General features: G+C 68.4%; 29 protein-coding genes. 9 read left to right on the top strand and 20 right to left on the bottom strand.

Going from position 1 to position 24,804, the window contains the following annotated elements; all coding sequences use genetic code 11:
• Positions 1-5 precede the first annotated feature (5 nt).
• From CLV49_RS12475 to CLV49_RS12450, 7 genes are all read right to left on the bottom strand, one after another.
• Positions 6-455 carry a hypothetical protein gene (locus CLV49_RS12475; protein ID WP_106563824.1) on the bottom strand — a complete coding sequence of 150 codons (450 nt, stop codon included), beginning with the start codon at positions 453-455 and terminating at the stop codon, positions 6-8.
• A complete protein-coding gene (locus CLV49_RS12470; protein WP_127054282.1) occupies positions 452-1,000 on the bottom strand; it encodes a hypothetical protein in 549 nt (182 codons plus the stop codon). Before CLV49_RS12470 ends, CLV49_RS12475 begins: the two co-directional genes overlap by 4 nt.
• 267 nt (positions 1,001-1,267) lie before the next feature.
• On the bottom strand, positions 1,268-1,690 hold the full coding sequence (locus tag CLV49_RS12465) for a hypothetical protein (protein WP_106563822.1): 423 nt from the start codon (positions 1,688-1,690) through the stop codon (positions 1,268-1,270).
• Between the two features lie 2 nt (positions 1,691-1,692).
• Positions 1,693-2,736 (bottom strand): RHS repeat-associated core domain-containing protein, encoded by a 1,044-nt coding sequence (locus CLV49_RS12460; RefSeq protein ID WP_127054284.1) that lies wholly within the window; start codon positions 2,734-2,736, stop codon positions 1,693-1,695.
• A gap of 54 nt (positions 2,737-2,790) precedes the next feature.
• Positions 2,791-3,297 carry a hypothetical protein gene (locus CLV49_RS12455; RefSeq protein WP_127054286.1) on the bottom strand — a complete coding sequence of 169 codons (507 nt, stop codon included), beginning with the start codon at positions 3,295-3,297 and terminating at the stop codon, positions 2,791-2,793.
• Positions 3,294-3,725, bottom strand: coding sequence for a hypothetical protein (locus CLV49_RS18195; RefSeq protein WP_127054288.1), 432 nt, complete (start codon positions 3,723-3,725; stop codon positions 3,294-3,296). Before CLV49_RS18195 ends, CLV49_RS12455 begins: the two co-directional genes overlap by 4 nt.
• 45 nt (positions 3,726-3,770) lie before the next feature.
• Positions 3,771-4,244 carry an RHS repeat-associated core domain-containing protein gene (locus CLV49_RS12450; protein WP_106563819.1) on the bottom strand — a complete coding sequence of 158 codons (474 nt, stop codon included), beginning with the start codon at positions 4,242-4,244 and terminating at the stop codon, positions 3,771-3,773.
• Positions 4,245-4,396: 152 nt separating this feature from the next.
• Between CLV49_RS12450 and CLV49_RS12440 the strand changes: the two genes are divergently transcribed.
• Entirely contained in the window at positions 4,397-4,942 is a 546-nt protein-coding gene (locus tag CLV49_RS12440) for a DEAD/DEAH box helicase family protein (protein WP_106563817.1), read from the top strand.
• An 11-nt stretch (positions 4,943-4,953) separates the two neighbouring features.
• On the opposite strand, the gene CLV49_RS12435 is transcribed toward CLV49_RS12440, so the two are convergent.
• The 7 genes from CLV49_RS12435 to CLV49_RS12405 form a co-directional block, all read right to left on the bottom strand.
• Positions 4,954-5,232 carry a TraR/DksA family transcriptional regulator gene (locus CLV49_RS12435; protein ID WP_244906354.1) on the bottom strand — a complete coding sequence of 93 codons (279 nt, stop codon included), beginning with the start codon at positions 5,230-5,232 and terminating at the stop codon, positions 4,954-4,956.
• A 77-nt stretch (positions 5,233-5,309) separates the two neighbouring features.
• A complete protein-coding gene (locus CLV49_RS12430; RefSeq protein ID WP_106563815.1) occupies positions 5,310-6,743 on the bottom strand; it encodes an amidase in 1,434 nt (477 codons plus the stop codon).
• 68 nt (positions 6,744-6,811) lie between these two features.
• Positions 6,812-7,390 carry a GNAT family N-acetyltransferase gene (locus CLV49_RS12425; RefSeq protein ID WP_106563814.1) on the bottom strand — a complete coding sequence of 193 codons (579 nt, stop codon included), beginning with the start codon at positions 7,388-7,390 and terminating at the stop codon, positions 6,812-6,814.
• A gap of 9 nt (positions 7,391-7,399) precedes the next feature.
• A complete protein-coding gene (locus tag CLV49_RS12420) occupies positions 7,400-8,098 on the bottom strand; it encodes a uracil-DNA glycosylase (RefSeq protein WP_208019783.1) in 699 nt (232 codons plus the stop codon).
• Positions 8,095-8,811 carry a Type 1 glutamine amidotransferase-like domain-containing protein gene (locus tag CLV49_RS12415; RefSeq protein WP_106563812.1) on the bottom strand — a complete coding sequence of 239 codons (717 nt, stop codon included), beginning with the start codon at positions 8,809-8,811 and terminating at the stop codon, positions 8,095-8,097. Before CLV49_RS12415 ends, CLV49_RS12420 begins: the two co-directional genes overlap by 4 nt.
• The gene (locus CLV49_RS12410) at positions 8,808-9,386 is read right to left on the bottom strand and encodes a phosphoribosyltransferase (RefSeq protein WP_106563811.1); all 579 of its coding nucleotides are present in this window, start codon (positions 9,384-9,386) and stop codon (positions 8,808-8,810) included. Before CLV49_RS12410 ends, CLV49_RS12415 begins: the two co-directional genes overlap by 4 nt.
• A complete protein-coding gene (locus CLV49_RS12405; RefSeq protein WP_106563810.1) occupies positions 9,383-10,159 on the bottom strand; it encodes an SDR family oxidoreductase in 777 nt (258 codons plus the stop codon). The genes CLV49_RS12410 and CLV49_RS12405 overlap by 4 nt, the downstream gene beginning before the upstream one ends.
• A 203-nt stretch (positions 10,160-10,362) precedes the next feature.
• Here CLV49_RS12405 and CLV49_RS12400 point away from each other — a divergent pair, with 203 nt between their 5' ends.
• From CLV49_RS12400 to CLV49_RS12380, 5 genes are all read left to right on the top strand, one after another.
• Complete coding sequence (locus CLV49_RS12400; RefSeq protein ID WP_106563809.1) at positions 10,363-11,688, top strand: bifunctional o-acetylhomoserine/o-acetylserine sulfhydrylase; 1,326 nt, start codon at positions 10,363-10,365, stop codon at positions 11,686-11,688.
• Between the two features lie 145 nt (positions 11,689-11,833).
• A complete protein-coding gene (metX, locus tag CLV49_RS12395; RefSeq protein ID WP_106563808.1) occupies positions 11,834-13,039 on the top strand; it encodes a homoserine O-acetyltransferase MetX in 1,206 nt (401 codons plus the stop codon).
• A gap of 102 nt (positions 13,040-13,141) precedes the next feature.
• The gene (locus tag CLV49_RS12390) at positions 13,142-14,368 is read left to right on the top strand and encodes a sensor histidine kinase (RefSeq protein ID WP_106563807.1); all 1,227 of its coding nucleotides are present in this window, start codon (positions 13,142-13,144) and stop codon (positions 14,366-14,368) included.
• Positions 14,365-15,588 carry a hypothetical protein gene (locus CLV49_RS12385; RefSeq protein WP_106563806.1) on the top strand — a complete coding sequence of 408 codons (1,224 nt, stop codon included), beginning with the start codon at positions 14,365-14,367 and terminating at the stop codon, positions 15,586-15,588. Before CLV49_RS12390 ends, CLV49_RS12385 begins: the two co-directional genes overlap by 4 nt.
• 35 nt (positions 15,589-15,623) lie before the next feature.
• Positions 15,624-16,271, top strand: a complete 648-nt coding sequence (locus CLV49_RS12380) for a response regulator (RefSeq protein ID WP_106563805.1) — start codon at positions 15,624-15,626, stop codon at positions 16,269-16,271.
• Here CLV49_RS12380 and CLV49_RS12375 read toward each other — a convergent pair.
• The 3 genes from CLV49_RS12375 to CLV49_RS12365 all read right to left on the bottom strand — a co-directional run bounded on the left by CLV49_RS12375 (position 16,261) and on the right by CLV49_RS12365 (position 19,142).
• On the bottom strand, positions 16,261-17,502 hold the full coding sequence (locus CLV49_RS12375) for an MFS transporter (RefSeq protein ID WP_106563804.1): 1,242 nt from the start codon (positions 17,500-17,502) through the stop codon (positions 16,261-16,263). The genes CLV49_RS12380 and CLV49_RS12375 overlap by 11 nt on opposite strands.
• Positions 17,503-17,569: 67 nt before the next feature.
• Entirely contained in the window at positions 17,570-17,875 is a 306-nt protein-coding gene (locus CLV49_RS12370) for a thiamine-binding protein (protein ID WP_106563803.1), read from the bottom strand.
• A gap of 25 nt (positions 17,876-17,900) precedes the next feature.
• Entirely contained in the window at positions 17,901-19,142 is a 1,242-nt protein-coding gene (locus tag CLV49_RS12365) for a glycosyltransferase 87 family protein (protein WP_127054290.1), read from the bottom strand.
• 156 nt (positions 19,143-19,298) lie between these two features.
• Between CLV49_RS12365 and CLV49_RS12360 the strand changes: the two genes are divergently transcribed.
• The 3 genes from CLV49_RS12360 to CLV49_RS12350 are packed head-to-tail and all read left to right on the top strand — an operon-like array spanning position 19,299 to position 21,836.
• Positions 19,299-20,138, top strand: a complete 840-nt coding sequence (locus CLV49_RS12360) for an ABC transporter substrate-binding protein (RefSeq protein ID WP_106563801.1) — start codon at positions 19,299-19,301, stop codon at positions 20,136-20,138.
• Between the two features lie 37 nt (positions 20,139-20,175).
• On the top strand, positions 20,176-21,066 hold the full coding sequence (locus CLV49_RS12355) for an amino acid ABC transporter permease (RefSeq protein WP_424978741.1): 891 nt from the start codon (positions 20,176-20,178) through the stop codon (positions 21,064-21,066).
• Positions 21,063-21,836: an amino acid ABC transporter ATP-binding protein gene (locus CLV49_RS12350; protein ID WP_106563800.1), complete on the top strand. Its 774-nt coding sequence runs from the start codon at positions 21,063-21,065 to the stop codon at positions 21,834-21,836. The genes CLV49_RS12355 and CLV49_RS12350 overlap by 4 nt, the downstream gene beginning before the upstream one ends.
• A gap of 54 nt (positions 21,837-21,890) precedes the next feature.
• Here the strand turns inward: CLV49_RS12350 and CLV49_RS12345 are convergent, their stop codons facing one another.
• The 3 genes from CLV49_RS12345 to CLV49_RS12335 are packed head-to-tail and all read right to left on the bottom strand — an operon-like array spanning position 21,891 to position 24,752.
• Entirely contained in the window at positions 21,891-23,396 is a 1,506-nt protein-coding gene (locus CLV49_RS12345; RefSeq protein ID WP_243696588.1) for a ferredoxin--NADP reductase, read from the bottom strand.
• Positions 23,393-24,295: an FAD:protein FMN transferase gene (locus CLV49_RS12340; protein WP_243696589.1), complete on the bottom strand. Its 903-nt coding sequence runs from the start codon at positions 24,293-24,295 to the stop codon at positions 23,393-23,395. Before CLV49_RS12340 ends, CLV49_RS12345 begins: the two co-directional genes overlap by 4 nt.
• Complete coding sequence (locus tag CLV49_RS12335; RefSeq protein WP_106565080.1) at positions 24,282-24,752, bottom strand: hypothetical protein; 471 nt, start codon at positions 24,750-24,752, stop codon at positions 24,282-24,284. The genes CLV49_RS12340 and CLV49_RS12335 overlap by 14 nt, the downstream gene beginning before the upstream one ends.
• Positions 24,753-24,804 lie beyond the last annotated feature (52 nt).

Genomic DNA, 24,804 nt, shown 5'->3' with positions numbered 1-24,804 from the left:
AGACGTCACGACAGCGTCGCCTCCACAAACGGTCGGAACTCTCCCACGATCCGGCCTTCACTCGTTGACAGCACCGCCCGTCGTTCTGCGTCCGATCTGAAGATATGAAGTTGGTTGAGGGAGACGGGCAGGAATCGAGAGGTGCGTACACGTGCAGCCCCGAAACGCGCAAGATCACAAACCAACGCGACCGCCCACTCGCCACGATCGATTTCCTCATCGAGATCTTCTGATTTCTCGTCGACCGTCGACTCATCGGTGATGTGAACCTCCCCAGCTGCGACGTGGGCGCAGAGAAACGAATCTTGCCCTGTCACCGGTGACACAGAGACGTAGTCGCGTCCGTCCACGTCTTGCCGGACATCGAGAGCCACGTCATCACCAAGGTGGCTGCGGATCCCGTAGACGATGGCGCGCACGAGCATCGTGTCCTGTTGGTCGAGCTCCGAGGTCACAGTGTCTCTCGCTTCTCAGCGAGCAGCGCGTCGAGGCGATCCAGTCTGCCGAGCGTCCGGCCATCCGATTCGGTTCGCGCTGGCTCCCACGCACGGAGGGCGACGTACTCCGGCAGATCTCCCCATGCGAAGGCGATGAGATCCAGTTCGCCCCAGGGGTCGGACAGTCGAGGCCAAATCGATCTCAAGGCCGCCGCCGTCGCGAACATCCAAACCTCTCGTGCCCGCGGGCTCGGCACGTCGCCCGGCGCTGACTCCGCGAGAAGCGGACCGATCCGATCGAATTCATCGGAAAGCAAAAGCGCGATCGTCTCCTCCGGCTTCGAGAGACAACCAGAGTCGTAACGAGCGAGGAAGTTCGCGACGAGATCCTCAGCGGTGATGAGTCCCCGTTCGAAGCCAGCGCGGAGGACATCGGGATATCCCACCGCTCGCGGCGCATGTTCACGAAGTGTGGCGAGGTCGATCTTCACAACGAGCGATGGGTAATCGTCCATCAGCGTTTCCTCCTCGATCCGGCGGTTGCTCTCCAGGCCCTCAAACATTTGCTCGGATAGGCTCCGCTACCCGCCCTAAAGAGCGTTCTGTTCTACCTCGGGTGAAACGGTGCTACTTAGAGAAGTAGCGACCCCAGACTAGATCCGCGAGGTCGCGCGATCTGAGGTAGCGCAGGCCCCAGTCACGCTCACGCTGGTCGAACTCAGAAGCCTTCACTACTTCCTCCTGCCCGACGCCGTGTCCAAGTGCCGCGGAAACTGCCCGCTCGGCCTTCCCAATCCGTCGTCGCGCCACACGCATGCCTGCACCCTCACCTAGGAGGGTCGCAACGACCGGACCATCCATCTGAGCTTCGTCCGGACATGACGCCACCACGACTCGGCTGCCTCGTCAAAGACGCTTTCCAGAAAGTACACGCCGTCCTGCTGCCAACGCGCTGGCAGCTCCGACACGGCCTCTTTGATGGACGCTGGCGAGTATTCGACCCGCTGATCGAGGAACTCGAGGTACTCATCGGGGACCCATTTCGCTTCCCAATTCGCCTCATCCTCGGAGTACGCCAGTTCCTTATTCACCTGGTCATCAATCTCTACGAACAAGCGCTCGATCTGGTCCCGGCACTTCTCGAGAGAATCCGCGTCGAGACGGCGGGCCCGGAGGATCATCTTCCGCCCCTCCGCGACCATCCAGGGGTCGAAGGCAGCACTGTGCGTCCGTCCATCCTCAGTAATCCACATGATTAGACCGCCCTCCGTCCGTTCGCCGACATGCTCCTCCAGTAGTAGTGGTGTGGCTTCTGTGCCCGACCGTTAGGAATCTGGTCGACATGTACGTGGTCCCCCGCGGCACATGGGCCGCGATAGCAACGCGTATTCGGCCTCTTATTTGCATAGTCTCTCGCATTCCGGATCGCTTCCGCCTTGGTGTTGAACCACCTTCCGGTCTTTCCGTTGCCGACCTGGCCGCGTGGAACGGTTGTCCCCTTCAAGCTCGCGGCCTTCGCCTTCGCCTTCTTGCTCCGCTCCATGACATCGGCGGCGCGAGCCTTATTTACCTCTTGAGTGATGAGGATTGCGGCACCGACGACAACAACGGCGGCCAAGATCACCCAACCCACGGGGTTCCAGGCGTTTGCCCCTCCCTCGACAGCGAATCCTCCAAGAAGAGCGAACGCGAACTCGCCTGTCAGATCGACCTGGTTGATCGGGTCCTGCGGATACACATACGCGTTCTCCACCCCACCCTCGACCGGATCGACCTCGAGGAACCGCCCCAGCGCGGGCACGTACTGTCGTGCCCCCATCTCGATCGTCGCCACGGACCCCTGGTGCTCATACAGCTTCTGATGCTGCCCCAACCACCCGTAATCCGCATCCGCACCCGACACGTTCTCCGGCACCGCATCATCCGCCACTGCCGTTCCGACGGTTCCGGTGGCGGGATCGACAGGCTGGCCGAACGGGTCATACACCGCCCGGCCCCCCTGACGGACACCCTCCCCGTCCGTCGTCACCACAACGTCACCGTGCAGATTCGGGAACGACCACGTCTCCGACCCATCCGGACGGAACGACGCCAACACCCCACCCGGCAGGCTCAGGGTCTGCTCGGTGATGTTGTTGTCCGCGTCGAGCGTGAGGTCCGGGCTGTCCCCGGCTCCGCCGAAGCCGAACAGCGTCACCACGTCCGGCGTATTCGCCTTACTGACTTTGGGTTCCACGATCCGATCCGACGCATCCCGCGTGTACCGGATCGTCGTCCCATCCGTCAGACGCGTCTCCACGTGACGATCCGCCACGTCATACACCAACGTCTGATCCGCCAGCGCCGTGGGATCTCAGAAGTCCTGGACGCGCTCGATGGGCTTATCAAGATGTTTTCCCAACCATTGGGTGACTTCGTCGCATCGATGATTGGTCATGATGGTCACGGGCCACAGCTTTTCTCTGCCCGACGTCAGCCGGACACCAATCATCTTTGTTCGAGTGCTGAGGAGGTTGGCTCCACCGCCCCCGTTCGTGAAGAGGCCCGCATAGGACTGATAGGTGATTGCGGCGATCGCATTGCGCGGATATCTGCGCGTGTAGTACCAGGAGACGATCTTGAGCTGATTCGCGTCGATCACCACACCACAGAACAGGCTCCGCACCATGAACGCGAGCCCCAGCGCCACGCTCAGATAGAACCAAAAGGAAAGGTCGTTGACGGAGTCACTTTCCCAGACTCGCGTGCCGATAACGTTCGCCCCGATCCAGATCGGACCCAGCACGAACGCCGATAGACGAGCTCCAGTCCCCGTGCCGGATACCCGCATGCGACGGGGATGAGGGCGATTCCTTCTCATGTGAACCTCATCCTGCCACCCCCGCCTCCGCCCCGCCGAACAGGTGTGCTCTTCTTCTTGTCGTCATATATGGCATTGGGGAGCATGCCGAACAGGTTGCCAGCGGTGACCGCAGACTGGGCTGTAATCCGCCGTGTTCGATTGGTCTTGACACGTAGCCCCGACATCGGAACAGTTCTGCTGATCTTCATGTCAGCCGCTGAAGCCTTGAGCATGGGCTTCAGGGCGGCCTTGACTCCCGCAGTCAACGCAATACCACCGATCATTCCCACACCCGCAAGGATCGCCTCCTCGGTCCTCCCTTGGACCGCATATGCGATGGCATTCACCGCCCCGCAAGCCATTCCGACAGCGCCGGGGACGAATCCACAAGCAAAGGAGAGCATCTTGCCCGCCGGTGATTCAGTCACCCACTTGGCGGCTGACATCCACCATTCCTCGGTCCCACTCGTGTCCGCCTTGTTGATCGGGTCCTACGGATACACATAGCTGTTCTCCACCCCGCCCTCGACCGGGTCGACCTCCAAGAAGCGCCCGAGCGCGGGCACGTACTGACGCGCCCCCATCTCGATCGTCGCGACCGACCCTTGGTGCTCATACAGCTTCTGGTGCTGCCCCAACCACCCATAGTCCGCGTCCGCACCCGGCACGGTGTCCGGCACCGCATCATCCGCTGTTGTCGTGCCCACAGTCCCGGTCACTGGGTCCACGGGCTGGCCGAACGGGTCATACACCGCCCGCGCACCCTGACGAACACCCTCCCCATCCGTCGTCACCACCACATCCCTAGGGAGATTCGGGAACGACCACGTCTCCGTGCCATCCGGACGGAACGACGCCAACACCCCACCCGGCAGCGACATCGTCTGCTCCACGACGTTGCTGTCCGCGTCCAACGTCAGGTCCGGGCTATCCCCGGCCCCGGCGAACCCGAACCGCGTCACCACATCCGGCGTATTCGCCTTCTACACCCGACGCTCCACGATCCGATCAGACGCATCCCGCACATACCGGATCGTCGTCCCATCCGTCAGACGCGTCTCCACATGACGATCCGCCACGTCATACGCTGGCACGAGGGAGCGGTATCGTCGACGCCGTGCGAATCGTCGTGTCCGGGACCCACGCTAGCGGCAAGAGCACGCTCATCTCGGATTTCGTCCTCCGCCACCCGGAGTTCACGGCACTGCCCGACCCGTTCGAACTCGTCGACGAAGACGACGCACTGGGCGCACGGATCTTCGCGTCACAGCTACGCATCGCAGCGGTCCGACTCACCGACGAACCGGGCCGTACACACGTCATCGCGGAACGAGGGCCACTCGATTTCCTGGCCTACCTCATCGCACTGGCAGACCTGGATGGCACCGAGCTCGACGAACAGTTCCGCGAGCGCGCGATGGCCCACACGGCAGAGGCACTCCGCACCGTAGATCTGCTCGTCGTCCTCCCGTTGACGGCCCGCGACCCGATCCACGTCGGAGCCGACGAACACCCGGGGCTGCGCGCCGCCATGAACGACGTGCTGCTCGAACTCGTCGACGACTCGGACCTCATCGACGACACCCTGACGGTGGCCGAGCTCACCGGAACTCCCCTCGAGCGGGTCATGAAGCTTGAGACACTCATCGACCTCACGGTGTAGATCGGATCACTTCAGCGCCGAGCCTCCACAATTCTCGCGCAGTCGATGCACAGCTCGGCCGTCGGCCGCGCCGCGAGCCGCTCGGCCCCGATGGGGCGACCACAGCGCACACACACGCCATACGTACCGTCGGCCACGCGGGCGAGGGCGCGGTCCACCTCCGCGAGCTCGTCCGCGAGCCCGGCGCGGAGGCCCTCGGCCTGCGACCACTGAGCGGACAGCGTCTCGCCCTCCGGGTCGTGCTCGTCGTCGTCGGAGCCGCCGGCTCGGATCGTGCGGATGTCGCTCAACCGGGACTCCGCAACGCCCGCCTCGCGGAGAAGCTGTTCCCGTCGAGTGATGAGCAAGTCGGCCGGATCGACGTCGTTCATGAGAGCGGCGGGCGGCGGTGCTGCCAGCGGATCCGACGCTCCAGCTGGGCGCCGATCGACAGGAGCACGTCCTCGCGACCGGGGCGGCCGATGAGCTGCACACCCATCGGCAACCCCTCCTCGGTCTGGTGCACGGGCAGGGTGATGGCGGGAAGCCCCGCGACGTTCACGAACGACGTGAACGGCGAGTACTGCACCTGCTGGGCGAAGTTCCGATCCGGGTCGGCGATATCGTGCCAGCCGATGCGCCGCGGTGTGAGCGCGAGCGTCGGGGTGATGACGGCGTCGAAGCGATCGAACTGGGCGATCACGCGCCGCTCGAACGCGGCGAGCGTCGAGAGCGTGTTCGCGAGGGTGCGGGCGGAGACGGCACGCCCGCGCACCACGAGCTCCTGGGTCACCGGTTCGAGCAGCCCAATCGTGTCGGCGTCCACGGGCAGCGTCGCGGCGGACACCTGCCAGATCGTCCGGAACGCGTCCGGGTAGACACCGCCGTGGTCGAGGGTGGTCTCCTCGATGCCGTGGCCGATCGCGGTGAGGTGCTCAACGGCGAGCGCCACGGCGTCCTGCGCCTCAGGCGACACGGTGATCTCGGTGTCGTCGTCCCACGGGCTGTTCGCGAGCACGCCGAGCGTGAAGCGACCCTCTCCGCGCGTGGCGACGCCGAGGTAGTCGCCGTCGTCGAACTCGGGCGCCCCCACACTGAACGGGTGCGGGATGCGGCCGTTGCGACGATCGAGCATCGCGTCGAAGAGCAGCGCGGCGTCCTGCACGGTACGCGCGATGGGTCCCTTCACGGACAGGCCCGCAAGGGAGTCGAGGGCGGACCCCGACGGCACACGCCCGCGCGACGGCTTCAGTCCGACAAGACCGCATGCCGCTGCGGGAATACGGATCGAACCACCGCCGTCGCTTGCGGGAGCGAATGGGAGGATCCGGGCGGCGACGGCCGCCGCCGCTCCCCCGCTCGACCCGCCGGCGCCAAGCGTCGGGTCCCAGGGGTTCCGAGCGGGCGCGCGCCCGAACGGTTCCGTGTAGCCGTAGAGACCGAACTCGGGGGTCGCCGTCTTCCCGATGCTGATCGCGCCGGCCGCGTCGAGGACGTCCACGATCGCGTCGCTGCGGTCGGAGACGGTGCCGGGGAAGGCGCGTGAGCCCCACGCGATGGGGGTGCCGGCGCGAGCCGTGAGGTCCTTGTCGGCGAGCGGGAGGCCCCAGAGCCGGTCGGTCTTCGGCTGGTGGTCCTGAACGTGCCGCGCGCGGGCGCGGGCCACGTCGGGCGCGAGGTGGGCGAAGGCTCCGAGGTCGGGATCGAGGCGCTCGGCGCGGGCGATCACCACGTCGGTGAGTTCGACGGGTGAGATGTCGCCGCGTTGCAGACGCACCCAGAGCTCGAGCGCGGACAGCCGTTCCCAGTCGACGTCGGTCATGCGCTCAGCCTACGTCCGGCAGCGGGGTGCTCACCGTCCGATGAGCGCGAGGATCGGGTGAGACGGCGCTACTTCAGCGAGAGCTGGAGCATGACGGTGCCGAGCCAGCGATCGAACTTGAAGCCCACGCGGCCCATCCGGCCGATCTCCTTGAAGCCGAACTGCGCATGCAGCGCGAGAGACGCCTCTGCACCCTTGTCGCTGATCACCGCGAGGATCTCCTTGAGACCCGCCTTCTTCGACCGCTCGATGAGCGCCCCGAGGAGCGCACGCCCGAGCCCCTTGCCCGTGGCCGCGGCGCCCAGGTAGATGCTGTTCTCCACGGTGAAGCGGTACGCCCGCTTCTCCTTCCACGGCTGCACGAGCGCGTAGCCGAGCACGTGGCCGTTCGGCGACACTGCCACGATGAACGGCATGCCCTGCTTCTGCAGGTGCGCGAACTTCGACTTCCACTTCGCGAGGCTCCAGCGGTCCTCGTCGAAGGTGACCGAGCTGTTCGTCACGTAGTAGTTGTAGATCTCGCGGATGTCGGGCAGATCGGTCAGCTCGACGTCGCGGATGGTGTACTCGAAGGGCGCCTCAGGCGCGGGCTTCTTCCGCAGATGGGTGGGCAGCTTCCGCGGTTGCAGGTATTCCTCTTCCAGCACGGGATCAGCCTAACCGCCGAGGGACCAGTCGACAGGGGTGGCGCCCGCGGCGACGAGGTGGTCGTTGACCCGCGAGAACGGCTTGGACCCGAAGAACCCGCGCGACGCGGAGAGCGGGCTCGGGTGCGCCGACGCGATGATCGGGGTGTCGCCGAGCAGCGGAGTGAGGCTCTGCGCGTCCTTCCCCCACAGGATCGCGACGAGCGGAGTGCCCCGGCCCACGAGAGTGCGGATCGCGTGGTCCGTCACCGCCTCCCATCCCTTGCCGCGGTGCGACGCCGGCTCCCCTGGTCGCACGGAGAGCACGCGGTTGAGCAGCATCACACCGTTCTCCGCCCATGGCGTGAGATCACCGGTCGGCGCCGGGGCGATGCCGAGGTCGTCCTGGAGCTCCTTGTAAATGTTGCTCAGGCTGCGTGGCAGCGGGCGGACGTGCGCGTCGACGGCGAAGGAGAGGCCGATCGGATGCCCCGGCGTGGGATACGGGTCCTGACCCACGATGAGCACGCGCACCGCATCGAGCGGGTACGAGAACGCCCGCAGGACGTTCTCCCCGGCCGGAAGCGTCTGGTGGCCCTGAGCGTGCTCGGCGCGGAGGAAGTCGCCCATCTCGGAGATGCGATCGGCGACGGGCTCGAGAGCCTCTGCCCACCCGGGATCGACGAGGCCGGCGGACGCGAGTTCCGCCAGGGACCGTCCGCCGCTCACGACGCCGCGACCGTCGAGACCCGCACGCCGGCGTCGTCCGTGGTGACCTGCCACACGCTGCCGGTCCCCGCGACGCTGAGACCGTTCTCGGACACGACGAGCGCCGTGTTCTCGTCGATCGCGACACCGCCCGAGACGAGCCCGGCCTCGGTCGCGGCCACGAGCCGACCGAGCGTGCCCCACTGGGCCGCGTGCACGTCGACGGCGATGTCGATGAGGCCGATGCCCGGCTGCACGGTGACCTCGTCGAGGTCCTCGGCGGTCTCCTCGGGAGCCACGGCGACGCCGCCGATCCTCCACCCGCCGACCACGGCCTGCTCGGCCGCGAGTGCCGCACCCGCCGAGAACCCGAGGTAGGGCATCCCGTCGGCGACGAGCCGCCGGATCTCCACCACGAGGGGGTCGAGCGCCGTCGCGTACGCGGGCGTGAGTCCGCCGCCCACGTACAGGGCGTCGAGATCCGCGAGATCGGAGAGCGCGAACGCCCCGCCCTCGACCCGGAGGCGCGAGACGACCTCGCACGCGCCGGCGAGCGTGAGCTCCGCCTCGACGCGTGCCGCGTACTCGACGCCCGAGTCCTCGGTCACGAGGAAGACGCCGATGCGCGGGAGCGTGCCCACCTCGGCGCGGTCAGCGGCCTCGGCCACGAAGGCCGAGAGGATGCTCGTGTCGTGCGCGAACCTCTGTCCGCCGCCCACCAGATGGATGCTCATGCCTTCGTCCCCTCGTTGCTCGCCACGGCGTCGTCGCCGCGGTCGTCAGTCCGTGTGTCATCGGCGCGCGTGTCGTCGCCGTCGTCATCGAGCCCGTCCGCGCCCACGGGAGGCAGCGCCGACCAGGGGAACGTGATCCACTTGTCCGTCTTGCGCCAGTCGTAGTGCGGCTCGTGCACGGTGCGCGGCTTCGTGTACAGCGTCACGCTGCGCACCTCCGCTCCGTATCCCGTGAGCAGATCGACGACGAGGGCGAGGGTGCGGCCGGAGTCGGAGACGTCGTCGGCGAGGAGCACCCGCTTGCCGGCGAGCGCCGGGGCGTCGAGCATCGGCGGCAGCAGGATCGGCTCGGGCAACGTCTCGTGCACGTCCGTGTAGAACTCGACGTTGATCGAGCCGCACATCTTGGTGCCGAGCGCGTAGGAGATGGCGCCGGCGAGCGGGAGGCCGCCGCGCGCGATCGCCACCACGAGGTCGGGGTCGAATCCGCTGCGTCGCACCGTGCGGGCGAGCTCACGGGAGGCTCGACCGAATTCGTCCCAGGTGAGGACCTCGCGGTCCGCCGGCGCGCTCACACCTTGGCCTTCAACTCGCCGCGCGCCACCTTGTGGGGAGCGGCCTGCGCCACGGGCTTCACGGTGATGGAGTCGAGGTCCACGTGGGGAGGCAACTCGGACGCGTGCACGATCACCTCGGCGATGTCCTCGGCCACGAGCGGCGCCGGCACGTTGTCATACACCGCGTCTGCGCGGTCCTTGTCCCCGCCGAAGCGGTTGAGAGAGAACTCCTCGGTGCGCACCATGCCGGGAGCCACCTCGATCACGCGGATGGGCTCGCCGCTGAGCTCGAGGCGCAGCACCTCGAGCACGGCGCGCTGGGCGAACTTCGTGGCGTTGTATCCGCCGCCGCCCTCGTAGGCGCGGTGTGCGGCGATCGATGTGACTCCCACGATCGACGCGGTCCCGCCCTCCGTCGTGGATGCGCGCAGGGACGGGAGCAGGGCGGCGATCATGCGCTGCGTCCCGATCACGTTGACGTCGAACATGCGACGCCAGTCGTCGGGGGACGAGGTCTCCACGGAGTCGAGGCCGATCGCGCCGCCGGCGTTGCAGACGAGCACGCTCGCGCCCCCGAGGGACTCGACGGCTTCGCGCACGCGCTCGACGTCCTCGGCCACCGTCACGTCGGCCACGACCGTGTCGGCGCCGGTCTCCGCGGCGAGTTCAGCGAGCCGGTCGGCGCGGCGTGCGACGCCGAGCACCTCCCAGCCGTGCTGCCGGAACAGGGCGGCCGTGGCCCTCCCGATCCCCGAACTCGCTCCCGTGACCACCGCGCGTCTCACCGTCATGACTCCAGCGTATTGCCCGGGAGCGCACTCCCCCGTCGGCCCGGCCGGGTCCTCCCCACCCGGACGGACGGGCGCGCGCGGCACGGATGCGGTTACGTCGTGTTGCGGTCGCCGTTGTCGCATCGGGCAGCCCTGCCTACTCTCGTCGTACGCCGTCCGGCGACCAGACCACCCAGCACGTTCACACTTCGAGGGAGAACCCCATGAGCGACGCCACGCCGAACTGGCAGTTCGAGACCAAGCAGATCCACTCGGGTGCTCAGCCCGACCCCGTGACCAACGCCCGCGCGACGCCGATCTACCAGACCACGAGCTACGTCTTCAACGATGCAGACCACGCGAAGAACCTGTTCGCTCTCGCGGAGTTCGGCAACATCTACACGCGCATCCAGAACCCCACGCAGGACGTCGTCGAGCAGCGGCTCGCCGCGCTCGAGGGGGGCACCGGCGCCCTCCTCTTCGCGTCGGGTCAGGCCGCGGAGACGGCCGCGATCCTCAACATCGCGCAGGCCGGCGACCACATCGTGTCGAGCTCGTCGATCTACGGCGGCACGTACAACCTCTTCAAGTACACGCTCGCGAAGCTCGGCATCGAGACCACCTTCGTGGAGAACCAGGACGACGCCGACGAGTGGGCGCGCGCTGTCCGCCCCAACACGAAGCTCTTCTTCGGCGAGACCGTGGGCAACCCGAAGATCAACATCCTCGACATCCGCCTCGTCGCCGATGTCGCGCACGAGGCCGGTGTGCCGCTCATCGTCGACAACACGATCGCGACCCCGTACCTCATCCGTCCGTTCGAGCACGGCGCGGACATCATCGTCCACTCCGCCACGAAGTTCCTCGGCGGACACGGCACCGTCATCGGCGGCGCGATCGTGGACGGCGGCTCGTTCGAGTGGTCGAAGAACGTGGATAAGTTCCCCGGACTCACCGAGCCGGACCCCTCGTACCACGGCGCGAGCTACACGACGGCTGTCGGCGACGGTCTCGCCTACATCATCAAGGCGCGCGTTCAGGTGCTGCGCGACCTCGGTGCGGCCATCTCGCCGAACAGCGCGTGGCTGCTCATCCAGGGCATCGAGACGCTCAGCCTGCGCATCGAGCGCCACGTGCAGAACGCCCAGGAAATCGCCGAGTGGCTCGACGGCCACCCGGACGTCGCCTCGGTCAACTACTCGGGACTCCCGTCGAGCCCCTGGTACGCGGCGGCCAACCGCTACGCCCCGAAGGGTGTCGGCGCGGTGCTCTCGTTCGAGCTCAAGGGCGGAGTGGACGCCGGCCGCACCCTCGTCAACAGCCTCACGCTGTTCTCGCACCTCGCGAACATCGGCGACGTCCGCTCGCTCGTCATCCACCCGGCCTCAACGACGCACTCGCAGCTCACCCCGGAACAGCAGCTGACCGCCGGCGTCACGCCGGGCCTCGTCCGACTCTCCGTGGGTCTCGAGAACATCGACGACCTGAAGGCCGACCTGGACCAGGCGTTCGCCGCCGCTCGTGCGGTCGTGGAGGCAGCCCGCGTCTGACGCGCTGCCGCGTCACCCGCCTTCCGTGAGGTGTCGCCTGCGGTCGCTCGACCTGCCCGTCGAGCAACCCGGGTGACACCTCACGCGCATCACGGGGGCGTGTAACACAGGCGAGAGGTGTCGGTTCTTCGGGGAGGATGGGGACATGGACTGGCAGACACCCGAGGACACCGTCCCGTCGCGCATCGTGACGGACGCCGAGGTGCGCAGCCTCCTCGGACGTCCGCCGGCCACCGGCGCATGGCGCGACGGCGATCCCGTGGCGAACCGCCGCTTCGCGGACCTCGGGCCGCTCGACCTCGAGTTCGGCGGGCACCTCCCGCACGTGCGCCTCGCCTACGAGACATGGGGCGAGCTCTCCCCGTCCCGCGACAACGCCGTGCTCATCACCCACGCGCTCACGGGCGACTCCCATGCACGCGGCGACGCGGGTCCGGGACAGCCGACGGCCGGGTGGTGGGACCAGATCGTCGGTCCTGGACTCGCGGTCGACACCGATCGGTGGTTCGTCGTGGTCCCCAACATGCTCGGCGGCTGCCAGGGGTCGACGGGACCGGCCTCGTTCGCACCGGACGGCCGCGAGTGGGGCGCGCGCTTCCCCTCCGTCAGCGTGCGTGATCAGGTGACGGCGCAGGCCCTCCTCGCCGACTCGTTCGGCGTCGACCGCTGGGCAGCCGTCATCGGCGGTTCCATGGGCGGGATGCACGCCCTCGAATGGGCCGTCGGTCTGCCGGAACGGCTCGATCGCGTGGCGATCCTCGCCTCGCCTCCCGTGACCACGGCCGACCAGATCGCGCTCAACTCGGTGCAGCTCGAAGCCATCCGGATGGACCCGGCCTGGCACGGCGGCAGCTACTACGACGCGGCCGACGGCGGCGGACCCCACCGCGGTCTCGCCCTCGCCCGCCGCATGGCGCTCCTCCAGTACCGCAGCTCCACCGAGCTCAACGACCGCTTCGGTCGACGCTGGCAGTCGGACATCGACCCCCTCGCGGATTCCGGGCGCTTCGCGATCTCGTCATACCTCGACTTCCACGGCAACAAGTTCACGCGCCGCTTCGATGCGAACAGCTACATCACGCTCGTCGATGCGATGAACTCGCACGACATCGGGCGGGGACGCGGCTCCGTCGAGGAGGCCCTCTCCCGGGTCACAGCCCGCACGCTCGTGGTCGGCATCGACTCCGACCGCCTTTTCCCCCTCGACGGGCAGCGGCGGATCGCCGCGGGAATCACCACGAACATCGACGGGGACGACGCTGCCGTGATCGTCTCCGACTTCGGTCATGACGGCTTCCTCATCGAGTTCGACGCCGTCTCGGACCACCTCGCGCGCATCTTCGCGAGCTGACTCCTCCGGCAGGTACCGCTGTCGCGTGTCGCGCCGGTCCGAGTCGCGCGCTCGCGGCCTATGCTGGTGCGCACGACGCGGGGCACGACAGAAGGGGCCGGCATGAGCGTGTGGCGCGGCACCGAGGCTTCCGATCCCATCCGTCGACAGTTCGAATCGATCGACCGCTTCTCGATCCAGCAGAGTCGGCTCGCGTACCGGATGGCCCGGAGCTTCGGCTTCACGGGCGTGTCCGGAGCCGCTATCGCCCTCGCCATCCCCGGAGCGGTGGACGGATCGGCGATCGTCTGGTGCTACGCGACGATCGTTCTCCTGGCCGCCACCCACATCGTGCTCGCGCGGTATCCTCACGGCCTGTCGATCGTGGGCGTGTACGCGGCCGGCATCCTGTGCCTCGCCACGGTGGGGATCGCCGCGGGACCCGAACCGGAGCCGTCGGCGGCCGCCGCCCTCGTCATGATCGCCGGGTGGGGCATCGGCTGCATCGGCACGGTCCTGTCCTCCACCTGGGCTCAGGTCATCCTGCTCGTGTACGGCATCGCGACCACCGTCACGATCGCGACGCTCCTCGAGGCGGACATCGGCGACGAAGCCGCACTGTCCGCTCCCGTCCTCGTGATCCTCGGGTGGGCGGTGACGACGATCTTCGGCCTGTGGCTCACGCGAGCGAACCCCCGCGTCATGCGACGCATCTCGAGCATCGGCTACACGTACCTGATCGAGCGGAGGGCGAGCGAGGCAGAGGCCCAGCGCCACCGCGACGCGCGCCTCCTCCACGACACCGCGCTCGCCACCCTGACGCTCCTCGCCCACGCGGGTCGCGGGGTGGATGCGGCCGCGATGCGCGAGCAGGCCGCCTCCGACCGCGACCTGCTGCGGCGGCTGCGCGAGGGCGAGAGTCCCACACCGCGCTCGTCCGGCGCCTACACGCTCACGCACACGGCCGAGCTCCAGCTCAACGGCACCTTGGAGACCGTGAAGGCGCGCTTCGCGGGTTCCGGGCTCGACGTGGCCTGGCATGGTTCCGGCCAGCTCGGTCTCGAGCAGGCGCGGCTCGAGGCCTTCATCCTCGCGCTCACCGAGTGCATCGAGAACGTGCGACGGCACGCGGGCGTCGATGAGGCCCACGTCACTCTGAGCGACGACGGCATGGTCGTGCGGGGCGTTGTCACGGACGCCGGCGCCGGATTCGACCCCGCGACGATCGGTCGGTCGAGCCTCGGCTTCCAGCAGTCGGTGATCGCTCGCACCGAGGACATCGGCGGCACGGTGCGCGTCTTCTCCTCCCCCGGCGCCGGCACCACCGTGGTCCTCGAGGTGCCGAAGTGAGCGCCCCGTCCGGCGGCATCGATCCGTCCCTGGGTCTCGAGTGGCAGACGGACCGCGTCCGCCGTGCCGGGCTGCGCGAGACGTCGCTCCTCACCCTCAACACCTCGCAGCTCGGCGTGGGTCTCGGCCTCGCTGGAGGCCTCCTCTTCCTCCACGCGTTCTGGCGCTTCCTCGACCACCTGAACGAATTCCCCCGCCTGCCGCTCAACCTCGCCTCGTGGGCGATCCTCTTCGTGACCGTCGCCCTCGTCACGGTGGCGCTCCGTGCCGCCGGCTTCATCTTCTCGACGCGGCTGTTCTGGGGGATGGTGTTGAGCCTGACGGCAGCAGCCGTGCTCGACTTCGCCGCGATCTGGCAGCACGTGACCGATGGCCTCTACCCCACCTCGGCCATCGCGGTGGGCGCTGTCCTGCTCGGCGCGTCGTCGCTGCGGCCTGCGCGCGAGATCGTGATCGCGTCGGCCATCCTGGGGGGCGGTCTCACGCTCGGAGTGCTCGTACCGGGGCCCGCCGAGGAGCAATTGGGCCCACTTCTGCTCTTCCTCGTCCTCGCGATGGTGCCCCCGGTCATCGCCGCGTCGATCCTCGGGTCGTACCGCCGCCACATCCTGCTCGCCCTCGACCGCGTGCTCACGCAGAGCGCGATCTCCGCACCCGTCGTCCTCACGGCCGGCGTCCTCGGCAGCGCGGAACTCGCCGAGCTCGACCACGAGGTGGAGGAGCTCTTCGACGACGTCGCGACAGGGCGCGAGCCCCTTCCCCTCAGCCCCGAGCGCGCCGACCAGGCGAGTGCGCTCGCGACGGAATTGCGACGCCACCTCGTCGCCGGCCACCACAACACGTGGCTGTCCCACGCGGTCAGCGAGTCGGAGTTCCTGAGCGACCACGTGACGATCGACGATGCGAAGGGCCTCTCGGCGCGGCTCGACCAGCTCCAGCGGGACGGGCTGTTGTCGGGACTCTGGATGCTCATGTCGAGCGCCGCACGCATGCAGGCGACCGCGCGGGTGAGCCTCATCGAGCGCAAGGAGCAGCCTCGATCGGACGTGCGTCGCATCCTCATCGCGATCGATGTGGACGGCATCAGCCGCTCGCGCGTCGAGGCGATCACGTGGGCGTCGCTGCGCCGCGTCGGCCGGTACACCGACACGACGACACCGCTCGGCCTGCGGGTCGACATCGAGACGGAGGTCCCGCCTCCCTCGGATCAGCAGCGGTGAACACTAGAATTCTGTCAAGAGTTCAGGGAGAACGAATGAGCATTCGCACGGACAACATCCGTCTGGCCATCGTCGACGACCACAAGATGCTGCTGGGTGCACTCACCGAGTGGATCCGTGGTGCGGCGGACGACATCAGCATGGTCGCTGCTGTCGCCACGTGGCCGGAGCTGCTCACGCACCCCGAGTTCCCGGTCGACGTCGTGCTCCTCGACCTCGACCTCAAGGACAACATCCCCGTCGTCCTCAAGATCTCCACCCTCAAGACCACGGGCGTGAAGACGGTGCTCATGAGCACATACTCCGACCCGAAGTTCGTGCGCGAGGCGCTCGCGGCCGGCGCCCACGGCTACCTCGTGAAGAGCGAGGACGCGTCCATGATCGTCCAGGCCATCCGCGCCGCACACCGCGGACAGATGTTCGTGTCGGACGAGCTCGACGTCGCCCTCAACTCGGAGCCGAACGAGGCGCCCAAGCTCAGCGCGCAGGAGCGTCGGGTGATGGCGCTCTATGCGGCCGGCGAGCCCGTGAAGTCGGTGGCCTACGAGCTCAGCATCTCCGAGGAGACCGCGAAGTCCTACCTCAAGCGCATCCGCGAGAAGTACCGCTCGAGCGGCTTCGACGTGGGCACGAAGGTGGCGCTGCGCAAGCGCGCCATCCTCGACGGCATCATCATCGAGTAGGTCGAGGACCGAGGATCCCGCGGCGTTCGAGCACATAGCCGAGCGCCGCGATCGCGATGCCCACCACCGTCAGTCCCATGCCCACGACGGCCGGTGAGGCGTAGCCGAGCTTCGCCGCGATCGCGACACCGCCGAAGTAGGCGCCGAGGGCGTTGCCCACGTTGAGTGCCGAGTGGATGAGCCCGGCGGCGATGGTCTGACTGTCCCCGGCCACGTCCATGAGCCGCGTCTGGATGGTCGGCCCGAGCCCCTGCGTCGCGAACCCGACGGCGAAGGTGAAGAGGAAGAGCGTGACGGGCCACTGCGCCGTGAGCGCGAAGCCGAAGAGCGACAGCAGCATGAGGAACGCGAAGCCGAAGAGACTCTTCATGACGCTCCAGTCGGCCACCCGTCCGCCCACCAGGTTGCCGATGGTCATCCCGAGTCCGACGGTCGCGAGCACCCACGGCACCGCGCCCTCCGGCAGCCCCGCGAGCTCCGTCGTGATGGGCGAGAGGTATGTGTACACCGCGAAGAGGCCGCCCAGGATGATGCATCCGGTGAGCAGCGCGAACCACACCCGACCGTTGCGGAACACGGTCAGTTCCCGCCGCATGGTCTGCTCCGGCGAGCCGTCCATCCGGGGCACGGCGAACCAGATCGCCACCGTCGAGACGGCGAAGATCGCCGCGACGAGCACGAAGGCGACACGCCAGCCGAAGGCCTGGCCGATGAGCGTGGCGAGAGGCACGCCGATCACGTTCGCCACCGTGAGCCCGGCCATCGCGAAGGCCACGCCCTGCGCCCGCCGCCCCGGCCCCATGAGTTTCGCGGCGACGAGGGCGGCGAGTCCGAAGTAGGCGCCATGCGGGATGCCGGCGAGGAAACGGAACACGAGGATGAGTTCGAACGTGGGCGCGAGGGCGGCCGCGAGGTTCATGAGAGTGAAGGCGACGGCGAGGATCACGAGCACCCGATCGCGACGGAACCGCGCGACCAGGGAGTTGATCGTCGGTGCCCCGACCACGACGCCGAGTGCGTAGGCGGTGATCACGAGTCCGGCCTGCGCGTTCGCCTGCTCAGGGTCGGCCGTCGAGAGCGCAGGGAACAGATCGGTGGCGATCTGCGGCAGCAGCCCCATGGCAGCAAACTCGGTGGTGCCGATGCCGAACCCGCCGACGGCGAGCGCGAGCAGGGCAAGACGAACGCGGGCCGAGGACAACGTCGTCGGCCCGCTGGTGACGGGGAGCATGCGCCCAGTCTAGATCCGCGGACCGCCGCTCATCGAATCGATTCGAGAATGCGGAGCCTACGACGTCTCAGCTCTCGTCGATCGCCTTCTCCAAGCGGTCGAGCTTGCCCGTGAGCTCACCGGTGTAGCCGGGACGGATGTCGGCCTTGAGCACGAGGGAGACGCGCGAGCCGAACGCGCCGACGGCCTCGGTGGCACGCTTCACGACGTCGAACACCTCGTCCCACTCCCCCTCGATCGTCGTGAACATCGCGTCGGTGCGGTTCGGCAGGCCTGACTCGCGGACGACCTTCACGGCCGCGGCAACGGCGTCGTGCACGGAGTCGGTTCCGTCCGGGCCGCCCGACGGGGCGACGGAGAATGCGACGAGCATGGTGGGTCCTTTCGACAGATGCGGATCAGGAAGGGAGCGGCAGAGCGTCGGCCTCGCTCGTCGAGCGGTCGCGCCGCGCGGCCTGAACGTCGCGGCGCGCACGCAGGAGCTCCACGATGCACCAGCCGAGGAGGACGAGGTAGCCCGCGTTGCGGATGGTCAGCACGGCCACCATGGGTGGCCAGGCGTTGAGGAGCAGCCAGTACAGATACGGGTAGACGATGTGGGTGAGAGCGGCGAGGCCGAGCGCGAGCGCGGCGGGGACCGTGAATCTCCGCCCCTGCCACGCGATGCCGAGCACGACGGGGGCGATGAGCCACGTGAGGTACTGAGGCGAGCCCACCTTGTTGACGGCGATCAGCACGAGGATGAGCGCGAGCGACAGTGAGGGCAGCACCCGGATCACCGGCGCCCCGCCGCGGACCGCGAAGACGCCGAGAAGGGCGACGGCCGCGAATGCCACCACGAGCAGCGGCGTCATGAGGGCGATCGCCACGTCTACGTTCGCGCCGGCGACCTGGTAGGTCAGGATCGCGGGGTCGTAGTAGAGGAACGCACCCTCGACGCCGGCCGCCGCCTGCCACACGTAGATGAGACTGACCGGCGCCTCGATCTGCAAGCCACGGCCCGATTGCTCCGTGAGGAAGCTGAAGACGTGACCGACGCCGCCGAGGGCGAAGCCCACGAACACGACCGCGACCGACAGCACCGCTCCGGCGAACACGATCCGCCACCGCGTGGACAGCGCGACGACCGCCGCCGCGATCATGGCAGCCGGCCACACCTTCATCCATGTTGCGGTGGCGAGAAGGAGGGATGCCGCCATCGGTCGGCGCATCACGATGAGAACGGCGACCACCGCGAGGGGCACGGTCACCGAGTCGATGCGCCCGAGCGAGATCGGGCCGAGGAGCGCGATGTACCCGACCCACCACCAGGCGGCTGCGCGACGACGGCGGCTCGACCCGTCACCGATCAGGATCGCGAACGCCACCGCGTCGAGCACGGTCATGAGGACGAGCCACGTGACGCCGTAGTTCGCCTCTCCGGCGACGAGGGCGAGCTGCATCGGGAGGTGCGCCAGGAGCGGGTAGACCCAGTCGACGTCGATCCCCGCGATGGAGGCGCCGCTCGCGACCTGCATGGACCATGGACGGTAGACGAGCGTCACATCGCCGAGGGGCAGACCGGGAGCGTAGAGGCAGAGCCACGAGAGTCCGGCGTGGACCAACAGGAACACGGCCCACAGCAGTCCTCGAACCCTCACGGCTTCATCCTAGGCGGCGGGCCTGTCCGCCATCCGATACCCCTCCGCCACGCCTGTGCAGAGAGCACATGTCACAGTTCGACCCCGACGTACCCATGCGCCCACCTCATCTGGGAAACTTGAGCTCCCCCACCTTCTCACCCGATGGAGAACGCCATGATCCGTGCCCGCCGGAGCACCATCCCCCTCGCCGTCGCCACCGTCGGCATCCTCCTCCTCTCGGGCTGCGCCGGTGGATCGGACGAGGCGCCGGCCGAGGAGAGCCCGTACATCACCGAGGGCAAGCTCACCGTCGCCACGGGCGAGCCCGCGTACTACCCGTGGGTCATCGACGACGCGCCCGAGTCGGGCGAGGGGTTCGAGGCCGCCGTCGCCTATGCGGTCGCCGAAGAGCTCGGCTTCGACACGGACGACGTCGTGTGGGTGCGCAGTTCGTTCGAGGCCTCGATCGCACCCGGTCCGAAGGACTTCGACATCAACCTCCAGCAGTTCTCCATCACGGACGAGCGCAAGCAGGCCGTCGACTTCTCGTCCCCGTACTACGAGACCACTCAGACGGTCATCACGACGGGCGATTCGGCTGCGGCCGACGCGTCGAGCATCGCGGACCTGCAGGGCCTCATCGTCGGCGCTCAGACCGGCACGACGAGCTTCACGGCGGCGGAGGACATCATCGCGCCCACGAACGGGGTGAGCGCCTTCAACACCAACGAAGACGCGAAGGCCGCCCTCGAGTCCGGCCAGATCGACGCCCTCGTCGTCGACCTCCCCACGGCGTTCTACATGACGGGCGCCGAGCTCGACGACGGCGTCATCGTCGGGCAGCTGCCCCGCACGGCCGGAGAGGGTGACTCCTTCGGCATCGTCCTCCCGAAGGACAGCGAGCTCACCGCGGACGTCTCGGACGCGGTCGACGCGCTGCGCGAGGACGGAACGCTCGAGGACCTCGCCGCCGAGTGGCTGGGCGGCGACGACACCGCGCCCGTGCTCGACTGACCGGCCGCGTGCGTATGTGCTCACCCGGCGAGCGGCCGTGACGCCGCCCCCACCCCTGCCACCGCCTGCGCCTGCGCCTGCGCCCGAGTGGAGTCCGAGCGACCTCGAGCTCGAGCGCCGGGCATTCCGGGCCAGGGCGTCTCGTCGTTCGGTCCTTCTCGCCCTGCTCTCCACGGTGGTGTTCGCGGCACTCGTCGCGGCATTCGTCATCGGCACGCCGGGGTGGCGCAGCGTCCAGCAGACGTTCTTCGACCCCGAGGTGCTCGTCTCCGCCTGGCCTCGGGTGATCGAGGGTCTCTGGCTGAACATCCGCGTGCTCGTGGTCGCGAGCATCGGCGTCGCGGTCGTCGGAACGCTTCTGGCGTCCGTCCGCACCCTGCGCGGCCCGCTGTTCTTCCCGCTGCGCTTCCTCGCCGCCGCATACACCGACGTGTTCCGCGGCATGCCGCTGCTCATCGTGCTGTACCTCGTGGGCTTCGGCATCCCGGGACTCGACCTGTTCCCCCGCATGCCCATGGAGTTCTGGGGAACGGTCGCGCTCGTCCTCACCTACTCGGCCTATGTGTCCGAGGTGCTGCGCGCCGGCATCGAGGCCGTGCACCCCTCGCAGCGCCTCGCGGCCCGCGGCCTCGGGCTCGGCTACGTCGCGTCGCTGCGCCTCGTGATCCTGCCGCAGGCCCTCCGCAAGGTCACGCCGGCCCTCATGAACGACTTCGTCTCGATGCAGAAGGACGTCGGCCTCATCTCGGTCCTCGGAGCCGTCGACGCCGTGCGTGCCGCGCAGATCGAGACCTCCGCGAGCTACAACTTCACCCCTTACGTGCTGGCCGGCCTCCTCTTCGTCGCCCTCGCCTTCCCCACCATCCGCCTCACGGACTGGGTCACGGCGCGGCAGCGACGCCGCGAGCAGCAGGGAAGCGTCGTATGAGCGCGCTGGGCACCCCCGCCGAGGCGGACGAGCAGCGCGTTCTCCGGCTCGAGGGCGTCCGCAAATCCTTCGGTGACCGACCAGTGCTCTCGGGCATCGACCTCACGGTCGACGCCCACGAGGTCATCGCGCTCATCGGCGCGTCCGGTTCCGGCAAGTCCACGCTCCTGCGAACCATCAATCTCCTCGAGCAGGTCGACGACGGCCGCATCCTGCTCACGGGAACGGACATCACCGATCCGCGCGTCGATGCAGACGCCGTGCGCGCGCGCATCGGCATCGTCTTCCAGCACTACAACCTGTTCCCTCACTTGAGCGTGCTCGACAACGTCACGCTCGCCCTCCGCCACGTGCACCGCACGAAGAAGGCCGACGCCGACCGGCGAGGTCTCGACCTCCTCGCGCAAGTGGGCCTCGCGGACTTCGCCCGCTCCTACCCCGACCGCCTCTCGGGCGGTCAGCAGCAACGCGCCGCGATCGTGCGGGCCCTCGCGAGCGATCCGGAGGTGCTGCTGCTCGACGAGATCACGTCGGCTCTCGACCCGGAACTCGTCGGCGAAGTGCTCGAACTCGTCCGCGAGCTCGGAGCGTCGGGCACCACCATCCTCATGGCCACCCACGAGATGGCCTTCGCGCGCGACGTCGCCACCCACGTGGTGTTCCTCGACGCGGGGGTCATCCGCGAGCAGGGCACGCCCGAGCAGATCTTCGGCTCACCGCGGGACCCCCGCACGCGCGCGTTCCTCGACAGAGTCACGCGCGAGAGCTGACGGATCGACGCCGACGCGCGGGCCGCGCACCCACGGGCCGCGCGCGACGATCGATCAGTACCCGGAGAATACGTCGGTGCGAACACGGCGGGCCGCACCGCGCAGGCGACTGCGGAGGTCGGCGACGAGCGCCGGAGGGCCGGACACGAACACGTCCCGCTCGGCGAGGTCCGGAACGGCCGCATGCACGATGTCCGCATCGACCCGCTCGGGACCGATCCACGTCCATCCCTGCGGGAGGGAACCGGGCTCGGCCCTGCTGGACACCAGCACCCTGACCCCCGCCCCCTGGAGCTCGTCGGCGTACACGATCTCGCTCGGGTCCGACACCGCGTAGACGAGCACGATGTCGCGATCGTCGCCGCGCGCCCTCGACTCACGGAGATGACTGACGAAGGGTGTCACACCGATGCCGGCAGCCACGAGGGCGAGCTTCCGGGACGGATCGGCGGGCAGCGTGAAGTCGCCCGCGACGAGCGTGGCGCGCACGCCGTCACCCGGTGCGAGCGCGAGGAGCGTGCGCTTCGCCGAGCTCAGCGGTTCCGGCACTCGGAACGCCACGCGCACCTCTCGACCGTCGCTCGGAGCCGACACGATGCTGAAGGTGCGACGGAAACCCTTGCGGTCGCCCTTCGCGTGGGGCACATGCAGCTCGAGGTACTGACCGGCCCGGAAGCGCAGGGGGGCGGCGGCATCGAAGACGATCTCGTGCACGTCCCCCGCCAACCGGCGCGAGTCCCTCACGGTCAGTGCCACACCGCGGCGCTGCCCCACGAGGAACGCGAGCACGTTGCCCACCAGCAGCGCGAGCTCCGGTGACGAGTAGACGGGACCGACGTGGTACGGCAGGGCGAAGAGTGCGCCCGTGATCACGGCGATGACGAGCTGCTGCCAGCGCAGCGGTGCCATCGTGAGCGGCTCCGTGAGCATGAAGACAGCGAAGAACACCGCGGCGGTCGAGAGGAACGGCGTCGTGAGCGCCGAGCCCGCATCCATCCCGTTCGAGATGAGCATCGGAACCATCACAGCGGCGACCGCCACCACGAACAGAACGGCCATCACGAGCTTCCGGAGCCGCCACACGAGGAGGAAACCGACGACGAGGACGGCCCAGAAGAGCGACTCGCTGCCGACCCACCAGTAACTCACGCCGACGCCGGTGAGCGTGGCGACAAAGGCTCCGATCGCGGCCGGGTTGAGGATGTGGCGCCCACGCACGGCTAGGACGTACTTCGACACCGCGCCCACCGCCGCCGCGATCGCGACCGCCGCGAGGTCGCCGGGCACGAGCCCCGGCTTCATGATGAAGAACAGGAGCAGGCCGGTGATGATCGCCGACTCGTCGTGCGGCTTCACTCGGAACAACGGGGCGACCGCTCGGTTGACGAGCCACGAGACGGCCACCGCGATCCCGCCCGTCGCGAGCAGTTCGAGCGGAGTGAAGAAGAGGATCCCGACCGCGGACAGGACGAACGACACGGCCGCGAGGACGACGAGCAGCAGCAGGACGAGCCGATACATCGGCACGCGTCCCAGCAGGGTGTCGAGCGACTTCCTCACGAGAACAGCTCCCCGGAGAAGTCACGATGACGCTCGCTGCGGCCGTCGCTGAACATCCGCACGCCGATGGCTCCCGTGGCGGCGTAGACCTCCGCGGGCGAGGAGAAGAAGAGGGCAGTGGCCGCACCGTCGGCGACCATGGCGGTGGGGGCGAGCGCCCACGTCGCGACGACGTTCTCGACGGGCCGTCCGGTGAGGCCGTCGATCATGTGATGGAGGCCGTCCCCCCAGACCCGGCGGTTGGTCGCGGAAGCGCACAACGCACCGTCCGAGACCTCGACGACGCCGATCGCGCGACGCGGGTCGAACGGATGCTCGAGCGCCACGCGCTCGCTGCGCGCGCCGGCGACGCGGAGATCACCGGACGCGTCGACCGTCACGTCGATGAGGTCGTGCGCTCCGAGCATGTCGACGACGAGGTCGACGAGCAGCCCCTTTCCGGCCGCTCCGACGTCGATGAGCGTCGCGTCGGTCGTGCGGAGGACGTCGCCGTCGACCGAGGCGAGTCCCTCCCACTCGGTGACACGGCCGACCGGTGTCGTGGCGTCCACCGCAGGCGTCGACGGGCCGTAGCCGAGCCGTGCGATCGCACCGCCGACGAAGGGCGACACCCGACCACCGGTCAGGTCGTAGAGCCGCCGGTAGAGCGCGAACAGACGTTTGCCCTCGGGCGGGAGCGCCCATTCACCCGGTCCGGCCGCGATCTCCGCCACGAGGGAGTCGTCGCGGAACCGCGACCAGTCGCGGTCGAACCGGTCGATCCGGTCGAGCACATGTCTCCGCGCCTGCTCCGAGAGGGCGCCGTCCACGTCGATCTGCCACGATGTGCCGATCGCGTCGAAACGCATCGTGTCGGTCTCGAGCAGCGCGGTCGGGTGGGGCGAATCAGCTCGCGGCATCGGACTTGATCGTCTCGATCGCGGCGTTGAAGCCTTCGCTCGTGAGGGATGAGCCGGCGACCTTCGACACCGCGAGGTCGTCGATGTCCTTGCCCACGACCTCGTCCTGGATGTTGTCGATGAACTCGCCCTGGTAGCGCTGGGTGTTCGGGCTTCCGCCGCTCCCCTCGACCTCGAGCGAGGTGACGATGTCACCCTCGAGCATCACGGTCACCGTGACGGACTCCTGACCGCCCGGCGTCGTGTAGTCGCCCTCGGCGGTGTACTCGCCGTCGGTGTAGCTGGCGGCGCTGCTGGAGCCCGAGTCGCTCGAGCTCCCCGAGTCCTGCGTGGCGCTCGAGTCGGTCGTGGCCTCTTCGGTCGCGTCTGAGGCGTCCGAGCTGCAGGCGGCCAACCCGCCGATGACGGCGATCCCCGCGAGGGCTGCTCCCGTGTTCCGTCGTGTCCGTGCGCGCATGATGGCTCCTGTCGTCGATGTGCGGTGCGTCACAGTCGACGCTAGGCATCAT

It is taken from the genome of Labedella gwakjiensis (assembly GCF_003014675.1).
GTDB classification, from domain to species: Bacteria; Actinomycetota; Actinomycetes; order Actinomycetales; family Microbacteriaceae; genus Labedella; species Labedella gwakjiensis.
This window is presented reverse-complemented; position numbering and strand designations above follow the sequence as displayed.